This window comes from Aeromonas sp. s10 (assembly GCF_040907975.1).
Lineage (GTDB): Bacteria > Pseudomonadota > Gammaproteobacteria > Enterobacterales > Aeromonadaceae > Aeromonas > Aeromonas caviae.
In genome coordinates, this window is the sequence record NZ_JBFOCV010000028.1 from 215,609 (window position 1) to 238,960 (window position 23,352).

17 protein-coding genes are annotated in these 23,352 nt (G+C 64.2%); 4 read left to right on the forward strand and 13 right to left on the reverse strand.

What is annotated here, in order from left to right; all coding sequences use genetic code 11:
- The first annotated feature begins 26 nt into the window (after positions 1 to 26).
- The gene (metE, locus tag AB5Y59_RS07740) at positions 27 to 2,291 is read left to right on the forward strand and encodes a 5-methyltetrahydropteroyltriglutamate--homocysteine S-methyltransferase (protein ID WP_039041274.1); all 2,265 of its coding nucleotides are present in this window, start codon (positions 27 to 29) and stop codon (positions 2,289 to 2,291) included.
- 93 nt (positions 2,292 to 2,384) lie between these two features.
- On the opposite strand, the gene AB5Y59_RS07745 is transcribed toward metE, so the two are convergent.
- Complete coding sequence (locus tag AB5Y59_RS07745) at positions 2,385 to 3,497, reverse strand: glycosyltransferase family 9 protein (protein ID WP_368211762.1); 1,113 nt, start codon at positions 3,495 to 3,497, stop codon at positions 2,385 to 2,387.
- 177 nt (positions 3,498 to 3,674) lie between these two features.
- Between AB5Y59_RS07745 and AB5Y59_RS07750 the strand changes: the two genes are divergently transcribed.
- Complete coding sequence (locus AB5Y59_RS07750; protein WP_139737980.1) at positions 3,675 to 4,796, forward strand: HPP family protein; 1,122 nt, start codon at positions 3,675 to 3,677, stop codon at positions 4,794 to 4,796.
- 43 nt (positions 4,797 to 4,839) lie between these two features.
- Here AB5Y59_RS07750 and AB5Y59_RS07755 read toward each other — a convergent pair whose 3' ends face one another.
- Entirely contained in the window at positions 4,840 to 6,771 is a 1,932-nt protein-coding gene (locus AB5Y59_RS07755) for an amidohydrolase (protein ID WP_139737979.1), read from the reverse strand.
- A gap of 183 nt (positions 6,772 to 6,954) precedes the next feature.
- On the opposite strand from AB5Y59_RS07755, the gene AB5Y59_RS07760 reads away from it, so the two are divergent.
- Positions 6,955 to 7,653, forward strand: a complete 699-nt coding sequence (locus AB5Y59_RS07760) for a TetR/AcrR family transcriptional regulator (protein WP_180344892.1) — start codon at positions 6,955 to 6,957, stop codon at positions 7,651 to 7,653.
- A gap of 62 nt (positions 7,654 to 7,715) precedes the next feature.
- On the opposite strand, the gene AB5Y59_RS07765 is transcribed toward AB5Y59_RS07760, so the two are convergent.
- The 11 genes from AB5Y59_RS07765 to nrfA all read right to left on the reverse strand — a co-directional run bounded on the left by AB5Y59_RS07765 (position 7,716) and on the right by nrfA (position 19,946).
- Positions 7,716 to 8,969, reverse strand: coding sequence for a D-amino acid dehydrogenase (locus AB5Y59_RS07765; RefSeq protein WP_279988144.1), 1,254 nt, complete (start codon positions 8,967 to 8,969; stop codon positions 7,716 to 7,718).
- Between the two features lie 153 nt (positions 8,970 to 9,122).
- Positions 9,123 to 10,643, reverse strand: a complete 1,521-nt coding sequence (locus AB5Y59_RS07770; RefSeq protein ID WP_139737977.1) for a cryptochrome/photolyase family protein — start codon at positions 10,641 to 10,643, stop codon at positions 9,123 to 9,125.
- Positions 10,643 to 10,783 carry a DUF2256 domain-containing protein gene (locus AB5Y59_RS07775; protein ID WP_368211765.1) on the reverse strand — a complete coding sequence of 47 codons (141 nt, stop codon included), beginning with the start codon at positions 10,781 to 10,783 and terminating at the stop codon, positions 10,643 to 10,645. The genes AB5Y59_RS07770 and AB5Y59_RS07775 overlap by 1 nt, the downstream gene beginning before the upstream one ends.
- Before the next feature lie 161 nt (positions 10,784 to 10,944).
- Positions 10,945 to 11,865, reverse strand: a complete 921-nt coding sequence (locus AB5Y59_RS07780; RefSeq protein ID WP_029314613.1) for a serine hydrolase — start codon at positions 11,863 to 11,865, stop codon at positions 10,945 to 10,947.
- Positions 11,866 to 12,215: 350 nt separating this feature from the next.
- Positions 12,216 to 13,406 carry a heme lyase NrfEFG subunit NrfF gene (gene nrfF / locus AB5Y59_RS07785; RefSeq protein WP_128314204.1) on the reverse strand — a complete coding sequence of 397 codons (1,191 nt, stop codon included), beginning with the start codon at positions 13,404 to 13,406 and terminating at the stop codon, positions 12,216 to 12,218.
- Positions 13,403 to 13,990: a DsbE family thiol:disulfide interchange protein gene (locus AB5Y59_RS07790; protein ID WP_128314203.1), complete on the reverse strand. Its 588-nt coding sequence runs from the start codon at positions 13,988 to 13,990 to the stop codon at positions 13,403 to 13,405. The genes nrfF and AB5Y59_RS07790 overlap by 4 nt, the downstream gene beginning before the upstream one ends.
- Entirely contained in the window at positions 13,987 to 15,948 is a 1,962-nt protein-coding gene (gene nrfE, locus AB5Y59_RS07795) for a heme lyase NrfEFG subunit NrfE (protein WP_368211771.1), read from the reverse strand. The genes AB5Y59_RS07790 and nrfE overlap by 4 nt, the downstream gene beginning before the upstream one ends.
- Positions 15,949 to 16,110: 162 nt before the next feature.
- A complete protein-coding gene (nrfD, locus tag AB5Y59_RS07800; RefSeq protein ID WP_268031070.1) occupies positions 16,111 to 17,064 on the reverse strand; it encodes a cytochrome c nitrite reductase subunit NrfD in 954 nt (317 codons plus the stop codon).
- Between the two features lie 93 nt (positions 17,065 to 17,157).
- Positions 17,158 to 17,838 carry a 4Fe-4S dicluster domain-containing protein gene (locus AB5Y59_RS07805; protein ID WP_368211767.1) on the reverse strand — a complete coding sequence of 227 codons (681 nt, stop codon included), beginning with the start codon at positions 17,836 to 17,838 and terminating at the stop codon, positions 17,158 to 17,160.
- Entirely contained in the window at positions 17,835 to 18,449 is a 615-nt protein-coding gene (nrfB, locus tag AB5Y59_RS07810; protein ID WP_368211769.1) for a cytochrome c nitrite reductase pentaheme subunit, read from the reverse strand. The genes AB5Y59_RS07805 and nrfB overlap by 4 nt, the downstream gene beginning before the upstream one ends.
- 51 nt (positions 18,450 to 18,500) lie before the next feature.
- Positions 18,501 to 19,946, reverse strand: a complete 1,446-nt coding sequence (gene nrfA, locus AB5Y59_RS07815) for an ammonia-forming nitrite reductase cytochrome c552 subunit (protein WP_279956297.1) — start codon at positions 19,944 to 19,946, stop codon at positions 18,501 to 18,503.
- 737 nt (positions 19,947 to 20,683) lie between these two features.
- Between nrfA and AB5Y59_RS07820 the strand changes: the two genes are divergently transcribed.
- Positions 20,684 to 23,352: retention module-containing protein (locus AB5Y59_RS07820; RefSeq protein ID WP_368211770.1), on the forward strand; the 2,669-nt coding region annotated here is incomplete at its 3' end.

Genomic DNA, 23,352 nt, shown 5'->3' on the forward strand with positions numbered 1-23,352 from the left:
ATAAACGAGCATAAGGAATGGAACCTATGACCTTCGCACACACCCTGGGCTTTCCCCGTATCGGCGCCAAGCGCGAACTGAAATTTGCCCTCGAATCCTACTGGCGTGGCGAAACCACCCAGGCCGAGCTGGTCGCCGTGGGCAAGAGCCTGCGTGAGCGCCACTGGCAGGCCCAGCGTACCGCCGGGGTCAACCTGCTGCCGGTGGGGGATTTTGCCTGGTACGATCAGGTGCTGGGTACTAGCCTGCTGGTAGACGCCGTGCCTGCCCGTCACCGCCACGGCGACACCGACCTCGACACCTTGTTCCGGGTGGCCCGTGGCCGTGCGCCGACCGGCCCGGCGGCGGCCGCTGCCGAGATGACCAAATGGTTCAACACCAACTACCACTACCTGGTGCCGGAATTTTACCGTGACCAGCGCTTCAAGCTGGGCTGGAGCCAGCTCTTTGACGAGGTGGAAGAGGCCAAGGCCCTTGGGCTGCCGGTCAAGGCGGTGTTGCTGGGCCCCGTCTCCTACCTCTGGCTTGGCAAGGAGAAAGAGAGCGGCTTCTCCCGCCTCGAACTGCTGGATCGCCTGCTGATCGTCTACCAGGAGATCCTGGCCAAACTGGCGGCCCAGGGGGTGGAGTGGGTGCAAATCGACGAGCCGGCTCTGGCGCTGGACCTGCCGGATGAGTGGCGCCTGGCCTACCTCAAGGCATATGAGCGCCTGAGCGGCCCCTGCAAGCTGCTGCTCACCACCTACTTCGGATCCGTGGCCCATCAGCGCGACATCATCACCAGTCTGAAGGTGGACGGCCTGCACCTGGATCTGGTGGCTGCCCCCGAGCAGCTCGAGACCCTGGTCCCGCACCTGCCGGCCCAGTGGGTACTCTCGGCGGGTGTCATCAACGGCCGCAACGTCTGGCGTGCCAACCTGGCCAAGCTGGCGCCGACCCTCAAGGCCTTGAAAGAAAAGCTTGGCGAGCGCCTCTGGGTGGCCTCCTCCTGTTCCTTGCTGCACAGCCCGGTGGATTTGACCCTGGAGCACGAGCTGGATCCCCAGACTCGCAGCTGGTTCGCCTTCGCCCTGCAAAAGTGCTATGAGCTGGGGCTGCTGTCCGACTACCTGGACGGTGGCGCCCTGGACAAGATCGAGGCTTACAGCCAGCCCATCGTGGATCGGGAGTCCGACAGCCGGGTTCACAAGAAAGCGGTGCAGTCACGACTCGCCAGCCTGACCAACAGTGACTTCGATCGCCAGAGCGCCTACCCGGTGCGTGCCGACGCGCAGCGCTCGGATCTGAAGCTGCCGCTCCTGCCCACCACCACCATCGGCTCCTTCCCGCAGACCTCTGAAATCCGGGTGCTGCGTCAGGATTGGCGTGCCGGGCGCATCGATGACCAGGCCTACGAGGCGGGCATCCAGGCCCAGATCAAGGATGCGATTGAGCGCCAGGAGGCCATCGGGCTGGACGTGCTGGTGCACGGCGAGGCCGAGCGCAACGACATGGTGGAGTATTTCGGGGAGCTGCTGGACGGCTTTGCCATCACCCGCTTTGGCTGGGTACAGAGCTATGGCTCCCGCTGCGTCAAGCCGCCGGTGATCACCCGTGACATCGACCGTCCGACCCCCATGACCCTTGAGTGGACGAAGTTTGCCCAGAGCCTGACCGACAAGCCGGTGAAGGGCATGCTGACCGGCCCCGTGACCATTCTCTGCTGGTCCTTCCCGCGGGAAGACGTGAGCCGCGAGCAGTCCGCCCTGCAGATTGGCCTGGCCATTCGCGACGAGGTGGCTGACCTGGAAGCCGCCGGCATCAAGATCATCCAGATCGACGAGCCGGCGATCCGCGAAGGGCTGCCCCTGCGCAAGCAGGATCACCAGGCCTATCTCGACTGGGCGGTGCGCGCCTTCCGCCTGAGTGCAAGCCCGGTGGTGGACAGCACCCAGATCCACACCCACATGTGTTACAGCGACTTCAACCTCATCATCGAGGCGGTGGCGGCGCTGGACGCGGATGTGATCACGATCGAGACGAGCCGCAGCCAGATGCAGTTGCTCGAAGCGTTCGAGCGCTTCAACTACCCCAACGAGATCGGTCCGGGCGTCTACGACATCCACTCGCCGAACGTACCGAGCCAGGGCTGGATTGAAGACCTCATCCGCAAGGCTGCGCAACAAATCCCGGCAGACCGGCTCTGGGTGAACCCGGACTGCGGCCTCAAGACCCGCGGCTGGGAAGAGACCACCGCTGCCCTGAAGGTGATGGTCGATGCGACCCGGGCGCTGCGCGCCGAGCTGGCCTGAGGGCTTCCATTCACCCGGACGAGCGCCCGGTGAGTGTCACCAAGACGAGAGAGGGAAGGCGACAGCCTTCCCTCTTTTTTGCATGGCCGCTCCCTAGAGGGGGATCAGGGCGGGCCGGGGGGCGGGCAGGTAGCGGGTGGGGGAAACCGACATCGTCACCGGGTGAGAGGCACTTGCGAGCGCCTCGGCCAGCCACTGTTGGTCGAGGGGGATGGCATTGCGATCCTCGATCACCAGATTGAGGTGCTGGGCACCCAGGCACCCGTAGCGGGCGGGGTCGGTCTGGGTAAAGAGGCCAAGACAGGGCACACCGCTGGCGGCAGCCAGGTGCAGGGGGCCGGTGTCGGCGCTGACGAAGAGGGAGAGGCCGCCCGTGAAGCGGGCCAGCTCCCCCATGTTGCCAAGGGAAACATGCACGTCCCCGAGCGGGTGCTCGGGGGCGGCGGGATCCGCGAGCTGGATCAGCAGGGCATCCGGGCTGTGACGGCGCAGATCCCCAAGCAACCGCTGCCACTGTTGCAGGGAAAGCCCCTTGCCCTTGCGAGCACCGGTGAAAAAGCCGATCAGGGGACGGCCAGGATGGGCTCGTCGCAGCGCACTCAAGGCCGGGCTTGGCCCCTGCAACAGGCTGCCAAGGGGGATGGGGTCGGCCGGATTGCCCGGTATGCCGAGCAGTTGCAGGGGCTGGTGGGCGTAGTGGCACTCACTGTCCGGAGCCTGCGGACGCGGGAAGATGAGATCCCCATGGCCATCGTCGAAGCCGCATTTCTCACGGGCCTGTACCCAGGCGGCGATGAAGTGATCCGTACTGGAGGCGAAGGGGACGTAGACCCTGTCGTAGTGCTGGCGGCGCAGACGCGAGAGTGCCGAGAGGGCGCCCGGCAGGTGTCTGCCCTGCAACCGGATCTGATGAATGTGCCGCAGGGGCAGATCGGCCAGGAAGGGGAGCAGGGCGGTGGGGCTGCACACCAGCTCCAGCTCGGCGTGGGGATGGGCGCGATGAAGCTGGTGCAGGAAGGGCAGCAGGAAGAGGTTGTTGCCGATGCGGTTGGTGCTGCGAATGACCAGGATCCGGCGGGGTGCCTGCGAAGAGGGCGGCAATGCGCTGCGACTGGCAAGCCAGCCGAGCAGGGTTCGCTCCAGTCCCGCCGTCCAGACCCGGCGTTGGCCGTCGAAGCGGCGCAGGGCATCGTTGAGGTGAGTCATACCGTTGGGCTCCAGTGTTGGGATGGCGTAAAGGGTGCCAGCGGACTCTTAAGACAATGTTAAGAAGGGAAAAAGCGTGTGGATGATGGCCATGGCGGAGCGGGGTGCTGGTGCGGGACGGGGGAAAGTGGCTAGAATTGCGCATTTGAAATAAATGTTATCGCCAGCGGGAGCACCATGCAGTTCAGGGATTTTTTGCCGGTATCGACCAATACCAGCGTCAAAGAGAGTTGTTACGGCGCCCTTGGCGCCCTCATCGGCTTGCTCGGCACCGCCTTGCTGTGCCGCTGGGGGCTGGGGCTCGAGGTGCACTGGCTCATCGCCCCCATGGGGGCCTCCGCCGTGCTACTGTTTGCCGCGCCCGCCAGCCCCCTGGCCCAGCCCTGGTCCATCCTTGTGGGCAACGGGGTGTCGGCCCTGATGGGGGTATTGAGTGCGAGCCTGGTGCCGGACATGGCTATCGCCTCGGCCCTGGCGGTGATGCTGGCCATCGCCGCCATGTTCCTCACCCGCAGCCTGCACCCGCCCGGCGGCGCCGTGGCCCTGACCGCCGTCATCGGCGGCGAGGGGATCCGGGCGCTCGGGGTCGGCTACGTGCTGCTGCCGGTGCTGCTCAACTCCCTGTTGCTGCTGAGTCTGGGCTTGCTCTACAACCGCGCTCTGGGGCGTCGTTATCCCCATGGCGGCAAGGCGGCGCCCAATCGCCACCAGACGGCGGATCCCCAGCCGAGTGCCCGACTCGCCACCCAGGACATCGACTTTGCCCTGCAAAAACACGGGGAGCTGCTGGACATCAGCCGCCAGGATCTGCAGGAGCTGCTGCAGGAGGCCCAGCTTCACGCCCTGCGCGAGCGAGTGGGGACGGTACGGTGCCAGGATGTGATGTCGCGGGATCTCGTCGTGACGACGCCACAGGCGCTCGCCATGGAAGCGTGGCATCTGCTCTCCCACCACCAGATCAAGGCGCTGCCGGTGGTGGATGAGGGGGAGAGGCTGGTCGGCATCATCACCCTGCACGACCTGATGATCGACCGGGCGGGTCACCAGCCGAGGGCGAAGGAGGCCCTTGAGCAGCAGCAGGTCGCGGATCTGATGACCCGGGAGGTGCAGACGGCGCGGCGCTACCAGCCTCTCTACGATCTGGTGGAGGCCTTCTCCGACGGGGGGCTGCACCACATGCCGGTGGTGGAGGGGGAGCAGCTGGTGGGCATCATCACTCAGTCCGACATGGTGGCGGCCCTGTTCACCCTGGCCCTGCAACCGGGTCAGGTGGAGGAGGCGCACGCCTGTGAGCAATAAGAATGAGCCATAAGAAACGGGCCCCTTGCGGGGCCCGTGTCATTCAGGGTCTGGGATAGACGGTCTCCCCCATGAAGACCGTCTGCTCGACCTGGGTATCGGCGATCAGTTCCGGGGTGCCGGCCTTGACCAGGGCGAACAGGTCCCTGTCCAGCACGATGAAGTCCGCCGACTTGCCCGCCTCGATGGAGCCGGTGATGTCGCCCTGACGCACCGCCCTGGCGCCGTTGATGGTGTAGGCGGCCAGCATTTCGGCCAGCGAAGTGCGCTGACTGGCCCTAAAGTCGTCGCCGCTGCCGGCCGCCTGCACGATGCCGGCGGCCATGTTCTCGAACGGACGCGGATCCCGGCTGTCCACCGGGGCGTCGCTGCCCGCCACCAGCACGGCGCCGGCCTGGCGCGAACGCTCGACCGGGTAGAGGGCGTCATGAAGATAGCCCATGGGATCGTAGATGGCCTCGCTCAGGGACTGCCCTGCCTTGGTTGGCTGGATGAAGGGGCTGACCAGCATGTCATAGGCAAGCTGGGGCGTGGTCCAGGCATAGGTGAAGGTGAGGTAGAGACCCAGCTCGCCGAGGCGCTGCTGATCGTCCGGATGCACCACCTGCAGGTGAGCCAGGGTGTGGGGAATGCCGCTGTTGCCGTTGCTGGCGCGGGCCGCCTCCAGGGCATCGAGGGCCACCCGGGTACTGCGATCGCCGATGCTGTGCATGTGGATGCCAAACCCGGCCCCATCCAGCGCCGTGACGTAGCGCGTCAGATCCGCCTCCTTGTAGTTGACGATGCCGTTGCTGCCCGCATCCTCGCTGTCGGCGGTGATGCTCACCTCTCCGCTGGCGGGATCCAGGGCCAGATGGGGATGCTGGTAATTCTCCAGCATGCCGGCATTGGGCAGGAAGGGGGGGCTGGTGAAGGGATCCCCCTCCAGCACGCCGTCGAGGAAGATCTTGACCGCATCGGCCTTGATGAGGGGGTTGCCGGCGAAGGCGTCGCGCACCTGGTTCGCCTTGGCCAGGTGCCCGTCGATGTCCAGCTTGCCGCTGTAGTCATCCTGGTTGAAGCAGGTGGCGGCGGTGACGCGCATGTGCAGCAGATCCTGGTCCTGCATCTTGAGCAGCCGACCCCGGATGAAGTCGTTGGCGCAGGCATCCTGCACCCCCGTGATGCCGCGCGACGCCATCAGCGTCGAGATGGCGGGGAGTATCTTGTCATACTGGGCCGCAGCCTGTTCACCCTCCGCGCTCAGCACCCCGGTGTCGGGAACCGCAATGGCGCTGCGGGCCGCGTCCCGGACCACGCCGGTTGCGAGATCCACATAGGGGATGAAGGCCTCGAACACGCCGCCCGGGGCCAGGGTGGTGGCATTGAAGCCGACCACATTGCCCTCTTCGTCCTGTGCCTGCGCCAGCGCCTGGGAGTTGTAGCCGCCGGCATGGCCGTCGACCCCGGCCAGCATCACGGGGTTGTTCGGCGCCGCCGCATCCAGGGCCGCCAGCAGGGTGGCATGGGTGGCGGTGGGGGTGTTGCCGTCATAGGGCGACCACTGGTTGACCACCAGCCACTCCCCGGGAGCCGGGGCGTAGCGGGGCAGGCACTCGCCGATCTTGGCCGCCAGCTGATCCAGGTTGACGCTCTGGCCGTCCAGATCGCACATGTCCAGCGCCACGGTGCCGAGCAGGTGGATGTGGTTGTCGTGCAGGCCTGGCAGCACCATTTTGCCTTGCAGATCCACCACCTGGGTCGCACTGTTTTTCAAGGCCTCGGCCCCTTCGCGAGTGCCCACGTAAGTGAACTTGCCCCCTTGCACCACCATGGCCTCGGCCTGGCTGCGTTGCCCATCCTGGGTGTGGATCTTGCCGTTGAGATAGAGGGTGTTGCCGAGCGGTGGCTCACTGCTGTCTTGCTGGCAGCCGAGCAGGCCACCTAGCAGCAGGGCGATGGTGCCCAGCCTGAGATTGGGGTGTTTGCTATCCATAGCACGCTCTCCTTGGGTTAATTGCAGTTCTTACTGCAGATATGAGCACCTATGGTTATTGCAGCTATTCTGAAAAATGCCAGCGATTACTGCACTTTTTTTGACTTGTGTTTACCTTGTCTCATCATGTAGTTATGAACACCAGTTGCCCCTTGGGGGCGGACACCGCATCGGGGGAAGAGAATGTCACAACACGTGCTGCCGGCCGAACTTTGCATGCGGCGCCAACCCAGGCAACTGCGCAGCCAGGAGGTGGCGAGCCGCATCGAGCAGGCCACCCTGGCCCTGTTGCAGGAGCAGGGGTTTACGGCCCTCAACACCAATGCCATCGCCGCCCGCGCCGGGGTGGGCATCAAGTCGCTCTACCATCTCTACCCCAACAAGGAGGCCATTATCTGCCGGCTGGCCATGGACTGGCTGGCGGCGGTGTGCGAGGCGCAGGAGCGCATCCGCGAGCAGGCCGACAGCTGGCCCCAGACCCTGCTGCTGCTGGATCAGGCGCTGGAGGCGCTGGATGAGCGCTTCGTCGGGTATGGGGCGCTGTGGCAGGCGATGGATCTCATCCCCGCCCTGCACGGGGTCGAGCAGGAGCACGAGGTGCGCCAGATTGCGTTCTGGTCCGAGCGGCTGCGCCACTTTGGCTGTCGCTGGCCCGAGCCCGAGCTCACCACCCTGGTGCGCTACTTCTATCGGACTGCGGACGTGGCCAAGCAGTGCACCAAGGGGCAGGGGGAGGCGGGCAGCGCGCTGTGGCAACTTCATAGACGCTGGAGCGAGCAGCTGATGATGGCGGCCATCGAGGAGGCGGATCCCGCCCGGGTCTGGCAGTCGATGCCGGGGCTGGCGCCGGGTTGCCAGACCCCTGCGAAGAGGAGCGAATAGAAGGGGGGCGAATAAAGAGAGGGAGTGCCAGGCACTCCCTCTCTTGTCCTCGGCGCGGCGGGTCAGCCGTAGCGGGCCAGGGTGAGCCCCTCGTCGCTGATATCCGGGGTATTGCCCGAGATGAGATCGCTGAGCAACTGGCCCGATCCTGCCGCCATGGTCCAGCCCAGGGTACCGTGGCCGGTATTGAGCCAGAGCCCGGGAATGGGGCTTGGGCCGACCAGGGGTGTGCCGTCCGGCGTCATGGGGCGTAGCCCGGTCCAGAAGCTGGCCTGCTCCAGATTTCCCCCCTGGGGGAAGAGATCCCTCACCACCATGGCCAGGGTATCGTGGCGTCTGGGGTTGAGCGCCAGGTTGAAGCCCGAGAGTTCGGCCATGCCGCCCACCCGGATCCGTTCGTCGAAGCGGGTGATGGCGACCTTGTAGGTCTCGTCCAGCACAGTGCTGCGCGGCGCGCCCTCGGCATCCGTCATCGGCAGGGTGAGGGAGTACCCCTTGACCGGGTAGACGGGGAGCTCAATTCCGAGGGGGCGCAGGAAGCCGGTGCCATAACTGCCGAGGGCACAGACGATGGCGTCGGCCTGGAAGCGCTGCTCGCCGGCACGGACCGCCACGGCGCGTCCCTTCGCGATCTCGACCTCGTCGATGGCGCAGTTGAAGACGAAGCTCACCCCGAGCTTGCGGGCCTCGTCCGCCAGGGCCTGGGTGAAGCGGAAACAGTCACCGGTTTCATCTCCCGGCAGGCGCAGGCCCCCCACCACCTTGCCACGCACCCTTGCCAGGGCGGGCTCGACCTCCTCGCAGCCGTCGGCATTCAGAGACTGATAGGGGACGCCGTACTCCTCGAGCACGGCGATATCGCGCTGGCTGGCATCGAGCTGGGCCTGACTGCGAAACAGTTGCAGGGTGCCGAGCTGGCGCCCTTCGTAGTCGAGCGCCAGCTCGCCCCGCAACTGCTTCATGCAGTCGCGGCTGTATTCGGCCAGCCGTACCATGCGCCCCTTGTTGACCGCATAGGCCGCCGGCGTGCAGTTGGCGAACATCTTCAGCATCCAGCGCAGCTGGAAGGGGTCCGAGGTGGGCCGCACCGTGAAGGGGGCGTGCTTTTGCAGCAGCCATTTGGCGGCCTTGAGGGGAATGCCGGGGGCAGCCCAGGGGGAAGCATAACCCGGGGAGATCTGACCCGCGTTGGCATGGCTGGTTTCAAGGGCCACCCCGTCACGCCGCTCCAGCAGGATCACTTTGTGACCGGCCTTGGCCAGATACCAGGCGCTGGTCACACCGACCACGCCACCACCGAGTACCACTATGTCCATCTTGTCTCTCCTTGACTGGGGCCTCCACCTTAATCAGCCGCCACAGGATATTCAACTGGTGTCGATGTCATTGGTGGTTATCGCTATTCACATTTTGTTAACTGGCTCTCAATGTTGTCATTTGCTCACTTTCTGGCATGAAATCCGGTCGATTCAGAGCCGCTCCAGGTGGAGCAGATGATGCTCTGCCGTCGTCAGGATGGCTTGCTGCTGTTCTGTGGTTTGGCCATCCCAGTTGGCATAAGGCAGGGCGAGGCGAGGGTTGTTGCCAAGTTTGTCCCGGTTGCGCCAGAGAAAGTGCCAATAGAGGCTGTTGAAGGGGCAGCTGTCCGGCCCGCTGCGGGCCTTCACCTGATAGTGACACCCCTTGCAGTAGTGGCCCATCCGCTCGAGATAGGCGCCGCTGCTGGCGTAGGGCTTGCTGCCCATCAGGCCGCCATCGGCAAACTGGCTCATGCCGCGGGTGTTGGGCAGCTCCACCCACTCGATGGCGTCCACATAGATGCCCAGATACCAGGTATCCACCTCGTCAGGGTGGATACCCGCCAGCAGGGCGAAGTTGCCGGTCACCATCAGCCGCTGGATATGGTGGGCATAGGCGTGCTCCAGAGACTGTCGAATGGCGTGACGCACGCAGGCCATGCTGGTTTCTCCATTCCAGAAAAAACCGGGCAGGGGTCGCTCGGCCCCGAGAAAGTTGGTGCGCCGATACTCGGGCATCTTTTCCCAGTAGAGGGCGCGGACAAACTCGCGCCAGCCGAGGATCTGGCGGATGAACCCCTCCACCTGCGCCAGGGAAATGGTGGCCTGATTGGCCTGCCAGTGAGCTTGCGCAGCGCGGATCACCTCGAGGGGATGGAGCATCTTGCTGTTCATGGAAAACGACAAGCGGCTGTGGAACAGGCTCCAGCCCCGCTCGCTCAGGGCGTCCTGATAGCGGCCGAAGTGGGGCAGGCAGTGTGCAAGGAAGTGTTCAAGCAGTGCGCGGCTCTGGCGCCGGGTGACGGGCCAGGGCAGGGCGCCCGCATCGGCACTGCCAATGGTGGCGACGCCGTGGCGGGTCAGCATGGCATCGATGTCGCTCACCTCGTTGGCAAAGGTGAGGGGCGCCGGGATGGGTTGGCTCGCCGGCAATTTGGCGCGATTCTCGGCATCGAAGTTCCAGCGCCCCCCAAGGGGTTGGCCGCGCTCATCGAGCAACACCCGGTACTGCTTTCGCAGGGCGCGGTAGAAGAACTCCATCCGGCTGTGAGGGTAGCGTCGCCAGCCATCGCGGGGGGTGAGAAAATGTTCGCTGTCCACCTCAGCGGTCGGGATGGCAAGGCCTGAGGCCCACTGGGTCAGCTGGCTTGCAAGGCGCCACTCGTCCGGGCTCTGCCAGGCGAAGCGATCGGCCTGATGCGCTTCGAGCTGGGCCGCCAGCAAGCTCGGCAAATCGGGCCAGGGGGCGCTCTCATCGAGAGTCAGGTAGCAGACCCGGTGGCCCGCCTTGGTGAGGGCGGCGGCGAAGGCGCGCATGGCGGCAAAGAAGGCGAGCACCTTCTGGCGATGGTGGCGGCAGTAGTCCGTCTCCTGGCGCAGCTCCGCCATCAGGTAGCAGACAGCGGGATCCTGCGTGTGAAACCAGCTGTGACCTGCGTTCAGTTGATCCCCGAGAATGAGGCGTAGCTCCATCAGGGGTGCTCCTTCCGACGACGGCAGCGTTCGCTGCAATAGCGCACTTCCTGCCAGCAGCGGGCCCACTTGCGCCGCCAGGCAAAAGGACGCAGGCAGACGGGACGGATCTTCTCGGGTAGATGGGGTTTGAGGTGCATGTGGCGGCCCTATTGATGCCCTTGGTTTCTCTCTGCCTCCTTAACGAAGCACCATACGGTCGGGATCACTGGGGGAGCAGAAAGAGGCAATAGGGGGTGATTGCCACTCATGAAAAAGGCCCCCGCACCTGCTGGTTCGGGGGCCCTTGTTCTCGTAGCCGTTACTGGCTGCTGAAGAGCCTGGGCTGGGGAGTGGACTGCGCCGTCAGGGTCATGCGGCCCGAGGTTTCCAGCCAGCTCTTGATCTTTCTGGCATCGGCGACCCGTTCATCCGTGGTGTTGGCGTGAAGCAGCACCATGACCACGGGCTCGTTGTTGACCCGGGTTCCCATCACCAGGCAGCGCCCGGCCTCGCGGATATAACCGGTCTTGGAGACCAGAATGGGCCAGCTTCCTTCCCGTACCAGGCGGTTGGAGTTGAGGTAGTGCAGCTGGCGCTTGCCGTTGCGTACCAGACGCTGCTCGGAGGCGGTGTACTGGCGGATCAGCGGGTAGGTGGATGCGGCAGCAGCCAGTTTGGCGAGATCGTGTGCGGTGGAGACGTTGCGGGGGTTGAGCCCGGTGCTGTCGGCGAAATGAGTGCTCCACATGCCGAGCATGCGGGCCTTGGCGTTCATTGCCTCGATAAAGGCTTTGCGGCCACCCGGGTAGTGCCGTCCCAAGGCGGAGGCGGCGCGGTTTTCAGAGGACATCAGTGCGATGTGCAGCATGTCGGCGCGACTCAGGCGAGAGCCCACCGCGAGGCGCGACCCCGTGCCCTTGAGTCTGTCCACGTCATCCATGGTGACGGTGAGGGTCTCGTTGAGGCGCTGATTGCCGTCCAGTACCACCAGCGCTGTCATCAGCTTGGTGATGGAGGCGATGGACATCACCCGGTTGGCGTTGCGCTCTGCCAGGGTCTCGCCGGTTTTCGGGTTGACGACCACGTAGGCATCGGATCTCAGTGGCAGGTTGCTGCGGGGTTCGAGCAGGCTGTTGGTGGAAGAAGAGGTCGCAGAAAACGGGTTGGCATGGGCGCTTTCCATGCTGGCGGGAAGGAGGAAGGCGCCGAGCAGCAAGGGAAGAAAAGGACGAAGGTTCATGGTTTGACTCTACTACGACTCACAGGGACATTTGGCTAAGTTATATGACGGTAATTGACGCTTCACAACGTCTGGTGGCCGGATATTTCCATTTTATGGGCCAGCGCACCTTGAAATCTCCCGCATCGGGGCTATTGGGCTCGATAAAGGGAGTCATAGAGACCTGTCAGGCCATGCCAGACACGCCACTACGGGGGCGCACTATATGCTGGCGAGGGGCGGGATGACGACTCTTTTTGCACCTTTCGGCGCCTTGGGATGATGAAGGGGTTGTTAATGGCGACCATGGCGATAAAAACGGCGCCCGGCAGGGAAGATGGTCCGCTGCATTATCGCCGTTTTGCCCCGCGTCATCCTCCCATCATCCGCGCGGTCTGAATGGCCTGGATCAACGCGGTCCGGTTGATACGGGGTCGCTCTTCATCGAGCAGTTGCTGCCACAGCGCAATGGCCTGGCTGTAGCGACCGTGCAGGAAGTGATCGGAGGCGAGCAGCATCAGGGCGCTCACCTCACCCTTGTCCTGCTTGAGGGCGCTCTCCAGCAGGCGGGTTGCCTCGGGAGTCAGCTGCTGGCCCGCCTGATAGTAGAGCACGGTAGCCTGTGCGGCCTGGGTCGCGGCGCTGGCGCCCCCTTCTTGCAGGGCGAGGCGCTGGTAGGCGAGCAGGGCATTGTCGTACTCGTCCCGATAGAGATAGAGCTGGCCGAGCGCCGCCCAGCCGTCGAGATCGGCGGGGTTGGCTTGCAGACGCTGGTGCAGGGCGCCCAGCTCCTTGTCCTGCAGATCCCGCGGGCTCAATCCCGCCAGCGGATCGGGGCGCGACTGATAAGCCTGCCACGCCTGATAGCGGCCGGTGCCGGCATAAATACCGGCCATCAGCGCCAGCAGCAGGCCCCCAAGCAGTATCCAGGTGCGCAGCCAGAGCTGCGGACGAGCGGTGCGATCTCTTACCAGCCGCTCGCGCAGGGCCTGCTCGGCAGGTGGGGTGGCGTTGGCGAGGCGGGCCAGCTCCAGCTCCCGGTAGAGGCGGCTGTGGGGGGCAAGCCCCGCCTGCTGCTCGGCCATGATCAGCCGGTTCAGCTCGGCTCTGGGGTCGTGGGCGAGCGCCCCCTCGGCTCTGTCGCCGACAAGCGGCACCCGCGCCGGTTGCCGGCGATGCAGGCTCCTGCGCAGGCGATGGAGCGCCAACAACAGCAAGAGGGCGGGGCCGCCCCACAGCAGCGCCGTGCTGCGCTTGAAGGGGGGATCGTAGCGCACGAAGTCACCGAAGCGCTCCGTCATGCGGGCGATCACCTGCTCATCAGACTGCCCCTCGTCCACCCAGCGGTAGACCTCGAGCCGCAGATCCCGGGCGATGGGGGAGTTGGACTCCACCAGGTTCTGGTTCTGGCACTGGGGGCAGCGCAGGGCGCGGGCTAGCTCCTGAGCGCGGGTCTGCCGCTCGGGGTGGCGAAACTCATAGGTGTCGACCCCGCTGGCAAGGGCCCCGAGGCTCAAGGCAAGCAAGAGCGGCGCTATCAGGGCGTGGCCGAGACGGTTCATGGCTTGCTCTCCCGCACTTGTCTCTCCACTGCTCTTTCCACTTCGGGCTGGCTAGCGGTGTTGCTGCGGGCCTCGGCAAGTAGAGGGGCAAACTGGCGTTGCCAGATCTCCCGGGTGAGCAGGCCGGTATGACGGGTCAACAGGGTGCCGTCGCCGGCGAAGAGATAGGTCTCCGGCGTGCCGTAGACGCCGAGCTCCAGGGCAAGTTTGCCGTCGGGGTCGGCCAGCACGGCGCGATAGGGGTTACCCGCCTCGGTGAGCCAGGCGCGGGCGGCATCGCCCTTGTCTCGGTAGTTGAGGCCATAGAGGGGCACGGCGCTGGCCAGCTCACCCAGCAGCGGATGCTCGGCGCGGCAGTTGGGGCACCAGCTGGCCCAGACGTTGAGCACGAAGGGCTCCCCCTTGAGTGCCGCGGTGTGGATGGGGGCGCAGCCAAACAGATCGTCACTCTGCCAGGCGGGCAGGGTACGCCCTGCGACGGCCTCATCCTGGCTGTAGGGGTTGTTGCCAAGGCCGAGCCAGAGCAGGGCACCGAGCCCCAGGGTGAGCACGAGCGGCACGAACAGGCGCAGACGGGCGTTCATAAAGTCTCCTGTTCAAGCCGAGGGTAGGGGGCGGTAGCTGGCGCAGGATGGTTAGCCAGCAGCGGCCGGCGGGCGAGCAGGCGCAGGGTGCCACCCGCCATCATCAACAGGCCGCCGAGCCAGATCCAGCGCACCAGCGGCTTATGGTGAAGCCGCATGGCATAGGCGCCGGGCCCCATCTTCTCGCCAAGCACCACGTAGAGATCGCCGAGCAGTCCCCATTTGATCCCGGGTTCGTTCATGTTCATGGTGCGCACGCTGTAGTGACGCCGCTCCGGCGTCAGCCGCGCCACCTCTTTACCGTCCTTGTGCACGCTAAGCGTGATGCGCTCGGCGGTGTAGTTGGGGCCGATGATCGGCTCGCTCCCCTCATAGCGAAACTCGAAGGCGCCGAGTCGATAGGGCTGGCCTGCGGCGAGTACCGCGCCCCCCTCCTGACTGTGGTGACTCACCTGCGCAATGCCGAGGGCGCACACCGCCACCCCGAGGTGGGCCAGCAGGCTGCCGAGCCGATAGAGGGTGAGCTCGCGCAGGGCGACCGGTTGCAAGAGCGGGAGCAGCAGGCTGGCCATGAGCCAGAGGCTCAGCACGTTGGCCGCAAGCCCCAGCCAGTTTGCCCGCAGCGGTTCGGGATAGGCGAGGCTCAGCAAGGTGCCCCCCAGCAGGCCGAACAGGCATGGGAGCAGTACCTTGATGCGGCGCTGGGCTGCCAGATGCTGCCAGCGCAGGCGCGGCAGCTGGGTCATCAGCGCCATCAGGCAGAGGGCCAGCGGCACGAAGATGGTATTGAAATAGGGGGCGCCCACCGAGAGCGAGCCCAGATGGAGCGACTGGAACACCATGGGGTAGAAGGTGCCGAGCAGCACGCTGGCGCAGGCCACGCTGAGCAGCAGGATGGCGGCGCCGAACAGCCCCTCTTTTGACAGCAAGCCAAAGCGGGCATAGGGAGCGCGGATCTCCGCCCGCAGGGCAAACAGGGTGAGGGCGCAGGTCAATAGCAAACCGAGCAGCAACAAGAGGGTGAGCCCGCGGCTGGGGTCCACCGCAAAGGCGTGTACCGAGGTGAGCACCCCGGAGCGCACCACGAAGGTACCGAGCAGGCTCAGCGAGAAAGTAAAGATGGAGAGCAGCAGCACGGCGTGGCCGTAAGCGCCGCGCTTCTCGCACACCACCAGGGCGTGCAGCAGGGCGGTGCCGAGCAGCCAGGGCAAGAGGGAGGCATTTTCCACCGGATCCCAGAACCACCAGCCGCCCCAGCCGAGCTCGTAATAGGCCCACCAGGAGCCCAGCACGATGCCGGCGGTGAGAAACACCCAGGAGCCGAGCGCCCAGGGGCGGCTCCAGTGGGCCACGGCGCCATCGAGCCGACCCGAGTGCAGCGCCGCCATGGCAAAGGCGAAGTTGACCGCAAAGCCGACGTAACCGAGATAGAGCAGGGGGGGGTGGATGATGAGGCCGATGTCCTGCAGCATGGGGTTGAGATCGCGCCCCTCCAGCGGCCCCGGGAACTGGCGGTCAAACGGGCTGGAGAAGATCAGGGTATAGAGGCCGAACAGCCCGACGATCAGCCCCATGATGGCCAATACCCGGGTTGTGATCAGCGGATCGACCCGTTTGGAGCAAAGGGCCACCAGCGCGCCCCACAGCCCCAGCGCAAAGACGAAAAAGAGCATGGAGCCCTCGTGGCCGCCCCACACGGCCGCCAGCTTGAAGCCAAGGGGCAGGGCGCTGTTGGCGTGCTGGGCCACATAGACCAGGGTGAAGTCATCCTGGCCAAAACAGCTGGCGAGCAGCAGCAGGGCGGCCACCAACAGGAGCGCGACCAGGATGGCCAGCGGCTTTGCGCAGCCGAGCAGCGGCCGTGAGGCGAGCCGCAATCCCAGCCAGGGCAGGGTGCCTTGCAGCAGGGCGAGCCCGGTCGCCAGCAACAGTGAGAGATAGCCGAGCTCCGCCAGCACACAACCTCCAGTCAATCATTCGTCTATGTTATGCCGCAGCGTCTGCACCGTACCGGCGCTGGGGGATAACATCCACATTTCTGGCAACAATCAATCGCAACAACTCATTGCAACAAATAAGCGCCAGTCACCCGAGGGTGGCTGGCGCTGGTGATCATACCGTTATACGACTGTCATCTGGCCGGCATAAAGCACGAAGTAGCGCAGCAGCAGGATCCCCACCAGGGTCAGGCTGCAGACCAGTACCAGATAGCCGTTTTTGGCCCGCAGCGGCGCGGGGGCCAGCAGGGCCAGCAACTGGGGCAGCAGCATGCCGATGCCCACCACCCCGAGCCAGAACACCTGAGCCCAGAAGCCGCTGCCGATGGCGGCCCACATGGCTGCTTCCTTCTGGCCGCCACCGAAGTAGAGGCCGGTAAAGAAGCAGACCAGCAGCAACACCTCCACCGCCAGCACCGGCCGCTCGAAGCGGTGGACAAAGCTCACCCCCTGGCTGTGATGGTTCTCCTTGAACAGGGTGACCGCCAGCAAGATGGTGGAAGCGATGCCGGAGCTGACGCCGGAGATGAGGAACAGCACCGGCAGCACCGGGTTGTTCAACAGCGGATAGGTCTTGAGCGCCGACAACAGAAAGCCGGTGTAGGCCCCCAAGAGCACGGCGAGCAGCAGCAAGAGCGGCGCCAGCAGCCGCTCGATGCGGGCAAGCCAAGCGATGAGATTATCCACAAAGGCGAACTTCTCTTGCAGCAGGTGACGGCGCAAGGTCTCGATCTCGGAGCGAAATACCACCGCCAGCCAGGCGAACAGCACCGCCATGTAGAGCTGGAACAGCATGACCCCCATCGACATCACGGAGTCGAACTGGTAGTGGAACATCAGCTTCCAGAAGGTCCAGGGGCGGGCCAGGTGGAAGATGAGGATCAGTAACCCCAGCACCACGCTCACCGGCGCCAGAATGGCGGTCGCCTTGATGATGCCGCTCTCGCTGCCGGCCCCCTTGCGGCGCAGCAGCACCGAGAGGGTGGTGGCCCCGGCGGAGATGCCGAGCAGAAAGAGATAGATGGCGATCGGCCAGTCCCACACCAGCGAGGAGAAGTGAAATGCGTCATGCAACATGATCCATTCCTCCTTCTGTTACTGCTACTGCGGTAGATGGCGATCGGACGAATCCCCACACGAGGGAAGGGAAGTGAAACGCCTCTTGCATCGTCATGACTTTATCTCCCCTTTGGGCACGCGGTACATCTTGGGCGAGGTGCCGAGTGCCTGCTTGTAGCGATAGGTGGTCTCCTTCACCAGCCGTTTGGCGATGGGGCTGTCCGGGTCATCCAGATTGCCGAACACCAGCGCCTTGGTGGGGCAGGATTCCACGCAGGCCGGCTCCTTGCCCGCCGCCAGGTTGGTCTTGCGGCAAAAGTCGCACTTGTCGGCCACCTTGGTCACAGGGTTGATAAAGCGCACCTGATAGGGGCAGGCGGCCAGACAGTACATGCAGCCAACGCAGAGATCCGGGTTGACGTCGACGATGCCATCCTCCTTGCGGATATGGGAGGCACCGGTCGGGCAGACGTGCACGCAGGGGGCGTTGTCGCAGTGCTGGCAGGACTTGCGAAAGAAGTGGTACTCGGCATCGGGGAAGGTACCGATGGGGCCGGAGCGGATGATCTCGAGGCGCGAGACTCCCTCTGGCACCTGATTCACCTCCCGGCAGGCATCCATGCAGGCGGTACAGCCGATGCAGGCCGTCTCGTCGTAGAGCATGCCAAAGCGTACCCCGTCGATGGTCTGGCTGTGGGCGAGGGTGGTGGCAAGGGAGCGAGTCGGCCCTGTCATCATGATGAGGGCCCCCGCGCTCATCCCCGCCATGAAGTGACGGCGAGAGCAGCTCATGGTGCCTCCTTGCCCGAGGTGGTGTTCGCCTTGGCCGCCTTGACGGCCTCATGCTGCTTGCTGTGGCAGTCGACGCAGAGCTTGATGCGGGACTTCTCCGGGATCGCTACCATGGGCTCCTTGGCCGGGTGCAACTGGTGGCAGCTGGTGCAGGTGAGCTTGGTGGCGTGCACGTCGTGGGCCCAGAGCGCCTCGCGCAGCACTTTGGGCTCGTGACAGCTCATGCAGACCCCGTTCTGCTCGGCGATGGGGTAGCGCTCGGTACTCTGCTTCTCTGCCAAGCCGCTTTGCTTGTCATTGAAGCTGTCGCTAAAGCGCATCACGTCCTTGACCCCTTCCCGGTGTTGGGGGGAGGGCTGACCGTGGCAGTTGGTGCAGGTGACCGGCGCCAGGTTGTTGGGGTTGGTCGCCTGGCCGTGCTTGCCGTGCATGCCTTCGACCTGCTCCTTGTGGCAGTCGGTGCAGGCCTTGTCGGCACTGCGCAGAAATTCCACTTCATGTGTAGTCGGTGCCGGGGCGGTTGCCGCATCGGCCGCCTGGCCCTGCAGGCTGGTGAGCAGCATGGCTGCCATCAGCATCAGTCGTAAGAAATCCATTGTTAAATCACCCATAGGAAGCCTCCATCCGGCTGCGGGCCCGACACTGCGGGCCCGCATGCCTCGTCATTGTGCGAGCCGTCCGGCCGCTTTGGCCTCGGCATCCCAGGCGGGGACTGTGGTCTTGAGGAACTGGGCCTTGTCGCTGTTCATCTGCTTCATGTCCATGCCAAGAGCGGCCTGGGCCTTCTCCTTGCTGGAGATGTCAGGAATGGCGATCTCGTGGCTGATCCCCTTGGCGGCCAGCAGGCGTGCCAGCTTGGTGCGGGCATCGGCAGCCTTGTCCAGGGCGGTTCCCAGCATGCGCAGCGCCACTTCCGGGGCGTGCATCTGCACCCCGTGGGAGGCGATGGAGAAGTCCCAGCGCCATTGGGCGTGACGGATGTCCTGCAGAATGTCCTTCATCTCGGCCTCGGTGGCGCCGGCATCCCAGGCGGCCTTGGCTTCAAAGTGGGCGTGCACCAGCTGCTTCTCGACCTTGAGCTTGATCTCGGTGACGGCATCCTTGCGCTGCTTGACCACCCCTTGCAGCATCTCCTTGCTCTGGGTGTGGCAGTTACGGCAGGTCTGATCGAAGCGATCGAAGGGGTTGCCTACCTTGTGATCGGTGTAGACCTTGCCCTGTTCGTTCTGCACCTTGGGCATGTGGCAGTCGACGCAGGCGACGTTGTTCTGGCCGTGAATGCCGGCGCGCCAGGTCTCGTACTCGGGGTGCTGGGCTTTGAGCATGGGGGTCTTGGAGAGGGCATGGGTCCAGTCGGCAAAGCCTATTTCATCGTAATACTGCTCCATCTGCTCAACTGTGGTGCCCTTGTCCCAGGGGAATTTCACCGCCTTGGTGGGGCCGCTGAAGTAGTACTCCACGTGGCACTGGCCGCACACCTGGGACTGCTGATCGAAGCGCCCCTGCTCCTTGAACGGCTTGCCGATGGCGGTCATGGCCCGGTCGGCATAGGGACGGGAGAGGTGCAGGGCGGGTTTCCCTTCCTTGAACTCTTTCGAGGCGGTGTCGTGGCAGTCGGCGCAGCCGATGGTGTTGACGATCTCGGGTCCGCCTTTTGCCCACATCCCCTTGAAGTAGCCATCCTCACCCTTCTCGTCGATGACGCGGGCCACGTCCGGGCCTTTGCAGCTCCAGCAGGCCATGGGCAGCGGACCGTCTTCGGCGGTCTTGGGGGCGCCGGTACGCAGGGTTTCCCGCACGTCGGTCAGCGCATAGAAGTGGCCGCGCGGCTTGTTGTAATCCTTGGAGAAGGGGTAGCCGGCCCAGAGCACCACCATCTGCGGATCTTCCGCCAGGGCGTCGGTGCGCTCGCGGCTCTCGCTGGTGCCTTTCCAGCTGGTGAACTGATCGGCGTGATCCTTGGCGAACAGCTCGCTGCGCGCCTCGATCTTGCCCTTGCTTTGTGCCTCGTCGGCCGCCTGTGCCAGACTGCCTGCACCCAGCAGGGCGGTCAGCAGCAGGGCTGCCAGCCCTGGTCGAAATAGCTTGTCATATGAATCCACGGTCATCACTCCCAGATAAAAGTCCATGTCGGGCCTGACCGTTCCATCTTGGTGTGGACATCTGTGCTCATCATCGACGGGCATGGCAGGCCGATCCATTGTTATGGCTGCATATAAATCGGTGTTTATGCAATTGCTCGGGGGGATAATACCAAATGGGTAAAATGGATAATCATTTATCCCCGTGGGAGTTGCGCTAGATCAATTGAGGGGGGTGAGGGATGCCAAAAGTGCGATCCAGGTGGAATTATTGAACCTCATCCGAGGGTTATTTCCACCCGTTCTCTTTTGATGAAAATAGGTAAAAACGATGTTCATCATGCTGGCTAGGGGGGAAGGGCGAGAGGCTGCGGGCAGATACACCGCCTGAAGAGAGAGAATGAACTGCTGATGTTGAATTTAAATTCAATATTAAGCTTGCGAAGGGGTGAGGGGGAGGCTTCGGTTTTCCATCACCATGGTCCCTGTCAAGGGACTTTGTGACAGAAGCTGTCGTAGAAATGGGTGCCAAGAGAGCCATCTGTTTTCAGGAAAGGAAAAATAAGGGCTTTATTCCAGCATATTCGCGTCCTGGTAGCGTCTTATTGAATTTAATAGGACGGTTTGCGGCATTTACTTTCGATATTTTCGAAAATGACGAAGGGTTATAGGGGGTTATTGACGGTAAAATAGCCGCCTGTCACGGAGACTTTCCCTTTACGCTTCATGTGCTGGGAAGTCTGTGTTTACCCGTTGGAGGATATATGGCCGAGCTGCGAATCGATAAACCGACTCTTATTGCCAAGGTGGAGGGCGCTGTGTTTGTGATGGATGCGGACGGCTCTTTGCGCCGTGCTACCCTTGGCATGCAACTGGAGCCCGGGATGCGCCTGCTCACCGAATCCGACGGACAGGTGGAGCTGGCGGAGGCGGGCAGCGAACGCCCCGAGCCCACCCAGCCCGAGGCGGCACTGCCCGCCGGTGCCGATGCCGAGCTGGCGAGCCTCCAGGAGGCGATCCGCCAGGGGGCAGACCCGACCAAATTGTTTGAAGAGACGGCGGCCGGTAACGCGGCGGCCGCTACGGTTGGCGGTGTGGCCGGCTCCAGCGCCGGCGGTTTCGTGGTGGTGGATCGTATCAATGATGCGACCCTGGCCGAGGCGGGATTTGACACCGGCCATGAGGCGCGCCAGCCGGGCGACGAGTTGCTCTATGCCGAAGATCAGGATCTGCTGGCAGCCATCACCATCACAGAACCCCAGACCGACGACAACATCATCAATGCCGACGAGGCGACCGGCGTCATCATTCGCGGCTTTGTCGAGGACGTGGAAGTCGGCCAGACCGTCACCGTCACCCTGATAGACCAAGATGGCAATCGCCTGACCACCACCACAGTGGTGCTGCCCGGCTTCGTCTGGGAGGCAAACTTCGGCGACGTCACCGGCAAGCTGGTGGACGGCCCCCTGACCATCCAGGCCGATACCCAGGATGCAGCCGGCAACCGGGCCAGCGACACCGGCCAGACCCTGCTCGACACCATCACCACCATTACCCTGGATTTGGCGGACGAGAGCGACACCGGCACCAGCCAGACCGATGATCTGACCCGCGACACCACACCACTTCTGCAAGGGAAGGGGGAGCCTGGCGCTACCGTTACCCTGACCCTGGAAGGCAAGGTGATGGCCGTGCTCACCGTGGATGGCAACGGCAACTGGCAATATCAGCTCCCCGATACCCTGGCCGATGGCCCCCATGATTTTCGCGTCGATGCGGTGGACATCGCAGGCAACCGGGCCAGTGACACCCTGACGGTGACGGTGGATACCCGTGCTGCCATCGACATCGACGATCTCGATACCGACAGCATTCTCGGCCATGACAAGGTCACCCTGAGCGGCAGTACCACGGACGTGGAGGCGGGGCAGCGGGTGACCATCACCCTGGTTGGCCAGAATGGCCAGACCCTCTTCAGCGGCAGTGCCCTGGTGGGCAGTGACGGCCGCTGGCAGCTCAATGGCCTGGATCTCTCCAGCATCCAGGGCCCCTACGAGGTACGCGCCGAGGTGACGGATCTGGCGGGCAACCGGGTGATCGACGGGGCTCCCCTCATCGGTCAGAGCGATACCCTGACCCTCTCCGAGGCGGATCTCGCCAAGGGGCCGGTGAGTGCCGCCGGATCCCTGCACACCGGAGCCGGGCTTGATGGCAACCTGCAGGTGAGTTTTGCCGCCGATCAAGGTGCCCTCAATCAGCTTGGCTTGACCAGCCACGGGACGGCGCTCGCCTACCAGGTCAGCGGCCAGGCTCTCACCGCCAGCGCAGGGGGCGTGACCGTCTTCACCCTGACCCTGGCCAACGACGGCAGCTATCGCATCGTCTGGAACCAGAGCCTGGATCACGGCCAGGATAGCCTGAGCCTGCCCTTTGCCCTGGAGTACCGCGACAGCGACGGGGATCTTGTGAGCGCCAATCTCACCGTCAACCTGGTGGACAGCACACCGCCTGACTTCACCATCGCCCCCATCAGCCTCACGGAAGATGATTTCACCAATCCGGCGGCGGTGGTGGGACAGAGCCAGTTCGTGGTGGGCCATCAGTCCGATCCCTTGGTGGCAACAAGTGCCGTCTTCGCGGATCAGAGTGCAACCCTGGCCCGTCTCAACGGCAGCGGCATCAGCAGCGACGGCCACGCCTTGACCTTCGAATTCACCGGTGATCGCCTGCTGACGGGGTATTACCTGGATGGCAATGGCAAGCGGGTCGAGGTGCTGAAGGCCGAGCTGACCGCCAGCCAACATGGCAGTGATATCGACGGCAATGTCACCGTCTCCCTCAATGGGCCTCTGGACCATCAGGGCAGCGACCAGCTCTCCCTCGGGCTCACCGTTTCCGCCAAGGAGATCGACGGCGACGAGACCCGCGCCGACCTGGTTGTCTCCATCAGCGACGGTGTGGATCCCCGCCTTGGCAACGACAGCGGGGTCACCTTGCAGGAAGGGGCCTCTGGCCAGACCCTGGATGGCCAGCTGCAAGTGAGCGTGGGCAGCGATCGCCTGGTGTCGCTCAACTTCGAGGCAAGCCAGCCCGGCCTGAATGGCCTCACCAGCGGCGGCCAGCCGACCCACTATCAGGTCAACGGCAACGTCATCACCCTGCTGGATGCGGGCGGCAAGACCATTCTGACCGTGACCCTGGGGCTGGATGGCAAGTACCAGGTGGTGCTCGACGGCGTGCTGGATCAACCGGTCAGCACCAACAGCGTCAACCTGGGGCTGCAGGTGCAAGGCACCGACTTTGACGGGGACAAGAGCAACCTTGGCACCCTCAATATTCATATCACCGACGGCGTGCTGCCCCAGGTCGACCCCGTCTCCCTCACCCTGGTGGAGGACAGCGACTGGAGCGCGGCCCAGACCCTCACCGGGGA

What these genes read in the sequence shown, in the direction of transcription:
- metE (WP_039041274.1), top strand. Translation starts at nt 27, where the DNA reads ATGACCTTCGCACACACCCTGGGCTTTCCCCGTATCGGCGCCAAGCGC.
- AB5Y59_RS07745 (WP_368211762.1), bottom strand. Translation starts at nt 3,497, where the DNA reads ATGACTCACCTCAACGATGCCCTGCGCCGCTTCGACGGCCAACGCCGG.
- AB5Y59_RS07750 (WP_139737980.1), top strand. Translation starts at nt 3,675, where the DNA reads ATGCAGTTCAGGGATTTTTTGCCGGTATCGACCAATACCAGCGTCAAA.
- AB5Y59_RS07755 (WP_139737979.1), bottom strand. Translation starts at nt 6,771, where the DNA reads ATGGATAGCAAACACCCCAATCTCAGGCTGGGCACCATCGCCCTGCTG.
- AB5Y59_RS07760 (WP_180344892.1), top strand. Translation starts at nt 6,955, where the DNA reads ATGTCACAACACGTGCTGCCGGCCGAACTTTGCATGCGGCGCCAACCC.
- AB5Y59_RS07765 (WP_279988144.1), bottom strand. Translation starts at nt 8,969, where the DNA reads ATGGACATAGTGGTACTCGGTGGTGGCGTGGTCGGTGTGACCAGCGCC.
- AB5Y59_RS07770 (WP_139737977.1), bottom strand. Translation starts at nt 10,643, where the DNA reads ATGGAGCTACGCCTCATTCTCGGGGATCAACTGAACGCAGGTCACAGC.
- AB5Y59_RS07775 (WP_368211765.1), bottom strand. Translation starts at nt 10,783, where the DNA reads ATGCACCTCAAACCCCATCTACCCGAGAAGATCCGTCCCGTCTGCCTG.
- AB5Y59_RS07780 (WP_029314613.1), bottom strand. Translation starts at nt 11,865, where the DNA reads ATGAACCTTCGTCCTTTTCTTCCCTTGCTGCTCGGCGCCTTCCTCCTT.
- nrfF (WP_128314204.1), bottom strand. Translation starts at nt 13,406, where the DNA reads ATGAACCGTCTCGGCCACGCCCTGATAGCGCCGCTCTTGCTTGCCTTG.
- AB5Y59_RS07790 (WP_128314203.1), bottom strand. Translation starts at nt 13,990, where the DNA reads ATGAACGCCCGTCTGCGCCTGTTCGTGCCGCTCGTGCTCACCCTGGGG.
- nrfD (WP_268031070.1), bottom strand. Translation starts at nt 17,064, where the DNA reads ATGTTGCATGACGCATTTCACTTCTCCTCGCTGGTGTGGGACTGGCCG.
- AB5Y59_RS07805 (WP_368211767.1), bottom strand. Translation starts at nt 17,838, where the DNA reads ATGAGCTGCTCTCGCCGTCACTTCATGGCGGGGATGAGCGCGGGGGCC.
- nrfB (WP_368211769.1), bottom strand. Translation starts at nt 18,449, where the DNA reads ATGGGTGATTTAACAATGGATTTCTTACGACTGATGCTGATGGCAGCC.
- nrfA (WP_279956297.1), bottom strand. Translation starts at nt 19,946, where the DNA reads ATGACCGTGGATTCATATGACAAGCTATTTCGACCAGGGCTGGCAGCC.